This window comes from Pseudomonadota bacterium, from assembly GCA_018823135.1.
In the GTDB taxonomy this organism is placed as follows: Bacteria; Desulfobacterota; Desulfobulbia; order Desulfobulbales; family CALZHT01; genus JAHJJF01.
In genome coordinates this window covers 1-2679 of record JAHJJF010000157.1, presented here as the reverse complement: position 1 = coordinate 2679, position 2679 = coordinate 1, and the positions used below count along the sequence as shown (strand labels likewise).

The 2679-nt window shown below is 52.6% G+C and carries 3 protein-coding genes; all 3 read left to right on the top strand.

Features of this window, described 5'->3' with window-relative positions; translation table 11 throughout:
- A partial coding sequence (locus tag KKE17_15830; GenBank protein ID MBU1711467.1) for a 2-oxoacid:acceptor oxidoreductase subunit alpha occupies positions 1-1102 on the top strand: 1102 nt, incomplete at its 5' end.
- On the top strand, positions 1102-1956 hold the full coding sequence (locus KKE17_15825) for a 2-oxoacid:ferredoxin oxidoreductase subunit beta (protein ID MBU1711466.1): 855 nt from the start codon (positions 1102-1104) through the stop codon (positions 1954-1956). The genes KKE17_15830 and KKE17_15825, both read left to right, overlap by 1 nt.
- On the top strand, positions 1953-2498 hold the full coding sequence (locus tag KKE17_15820) for a 2-oxoacid:acceptor oxidoreductase family protein (protein ID MBU1711465.1): 546 nt from the start codon (positions 1953-1955) through the stop codon (positions 2496-2498). The genes KKE17_15825 and KKE17_15820 overlap by 4 nt, the downstream gene beginning before the upstream one ends.
- Positions 2499-2679: the final 181 nt, after the last annotated feature.

The following is a 2679-nucleotide window of genomic DNA, read 5'->3' as shown; positions in this document are numbered from 1 at the left end:
CCTTGGGGACGAAGCCTGTGCTTACGGAGCGCTATACGCCGGTTGTGATTTCTTCGCCGGATACCCTATAACACCGGCCAGCGAAATCGCAGAAATGTTGGCGGCGGAGCTTCCCAAAATGGGTAGAATCTGTATCCAGATGGAAGACGAGCTAGCCAGCATGGCTGCCATTATCGGTGCTTCGTGGACCGGCTCCCGATCCATGACGGCTACCAGCGGTCCCGGGTTCTCGCTTATGCAGGAGAATCTTGGTTACGCTATCATGACCGAAACACCCTGTGTGGTGGTCAACGTACAGCGTTCTGGTCCTTCCACTGGTCAGGCCACCAAACCCGCGCAGGGAGACGTATTACAAGCACGCTGGGGTACCCACGGTGACCACGAAATCATAGCCCTCTCCCCCAGCTCGGGCCAGGAGTGTTTCGACTTTACCCAGGATGCATTCGACCTGGCTGACATCTACCGCACACCGGTGATTCTGCTCATGGACGGTGAGATCGGCCATGTTCGTGAGAGCGTCACCATGCCGACAGTCTCTTCGCTCAAGCATGCTTCAAGGAAGCTGGCGGGGCCGGACGAAGAAGCTTTCGGAGGGGGGGATTTGGTGCCGGGTATGGTTCACTATGGGGAAGGGCGCAACGTCCACGTAACAGGTTCTACACATAAGCACAACGGAATGAGAGACGTGACCACCCCAGAGGTTCATGACGAACTCGTCAGGAGGCTCTGCAACAAGATCGACCTGAACAGAGAAAACATCGTGCGCGTAGAGCAGGATATTAACCCGAATAGGAAAGCACGTGTGGGTGTAATTTCATACGGATCAACCGCGCGACCAGCTTGTGGAGCTGTTAGAGCGGCGAGAGCCAATGACAAAGACGTGGATTTCCTGAGACTGATCACTATTTGGCCCTTTGCACAGAAACAGGTTTCCGAGTTCGCGGAGAACCTCGACATCATCCTTGTTCCCGAGATGAATCTGGGACAGCTATCCAGAGAGATTGAGAGATTCGTTAACTGCAAGGTCGTCCCGGTATCCAAAATAGGAGGTGTTTCTCACACCGTTGACGAAATACTCAGTGAAATCATGGAGGCAGTGTGATGAGCCAACCACGAAACAGAATGATGGACTATCTCCGCGAGGAGATCATGCCCCATCGTTTCTGCACTGGCTGTGGTTGTGGAACGGTGCTGAATGTATTCACACACGCTGTGGATGAACTGAAACTGGACCCTACCAGGATGGTATGCGTTTCCGGTATCGGATGTTCAGCCTGGATACCAAGTCCCTACTTCAAGGCGGACACTCTTCACACCACTCATGGCAGACCTATTGCCTTCGCAACCGGTGTCAAGGTCATGCGCCCTGACTTGAAAGTAATCGTAATCGCCGGGGATGGTGACGTCTCAGGTATCGGTGGCAACCACCTTATCCATGCCGCGCGCCGCAATATCGACCTGACTGTCATCATGGTTAATAACATGATTTATGGTATGACCGGCGGTCAGGTGGCGCCCACTACACCCACTGGCGTCCACACGAAGACAACACCCTACGGAAATATTGAGCAGCCCTTCAAGGCAGCTGACCTGGTCCTAGCCGCAGGAGCCACGTACGTGTCGCGATGGACAACTTACCATGTCTTCCCCTTGTTGAAATCCATGAAAGCTGCCATCGATAAGAAAGGATTCAGCTTCGTGGAAATCGTCTCACAGTGCCCTGACAACTACGGCCGTAGAATCGGGCTGCGGAAAGCAAATGACTTCCTTCACAAGTTCAAAGACGAATCTGTGCGAATCAGCAAGGCTCGCGATATGAGCGAAGAAGAACTGAAAGACAAGATCGTTGTAGGCACACTATGCGACCGAGATAGACCGGAATATGTGACTGAACTGCACAGAATTACCACTGAGCAGGTGGAAAACTTGAAGTCAGAGATGGAGAGAGCAAGTTGATCATAAGGTTTGCAGGATTCGGGGGGCAGGGGATCGTCCTCTCAAGCTACATCATGGGTAAAGCTGCCGTCATCGGCGGCAAGAAAGCTGTTCAGAACCAGTCATACGGCAGTGAGTCACGAGGTGGAGAATGCCGTGGCGACGTAATCATCTCCGATGACGAAATCTACGAACTTGAACCAGTCAACAACGACGTTCTGGTAGCCCTGACACAGCCGGCGTACGAGAAGTTTGTTCCTTTACTGAAACCGGGTGGGACTCTAATTCTGGAAAGTGACCTTGTTCAAACCGATAGCAAACTCAATCCTCCCGACATCAAGGTGCACGGCATTGGTGCTACAGATATTGCCTACAAGAAATTCGGACGGAAGATTATTGCCAACATGGTGGTGCTCGGTTTCCTAAACGCTCATTTGAATCTGGTAAAGGTTGAGGCACTGGAGCAGGCCATTACAGAAAGCGTCCCTAAAGGAACTGACGAAGTCAACCTCGGCGCCATGCGTGAGGGGATGGAACTGGCCAGACAGGAGTTGAACCAGTAGCCCACCCGGCGGATGGATTATTGTTGTCCGGAATAAGCCGACTGTTAGATGGGGTACCATGTGCCCCGGGCTGAAAGAATGTCAACTATGAAGCAGCCTTGTGAGCTACGCGGCTTTTATTCACAAGCTCACTCGGTTCTTAAGGAGGCGATGACATCTAACCCCACTGGAATGCCAGGTG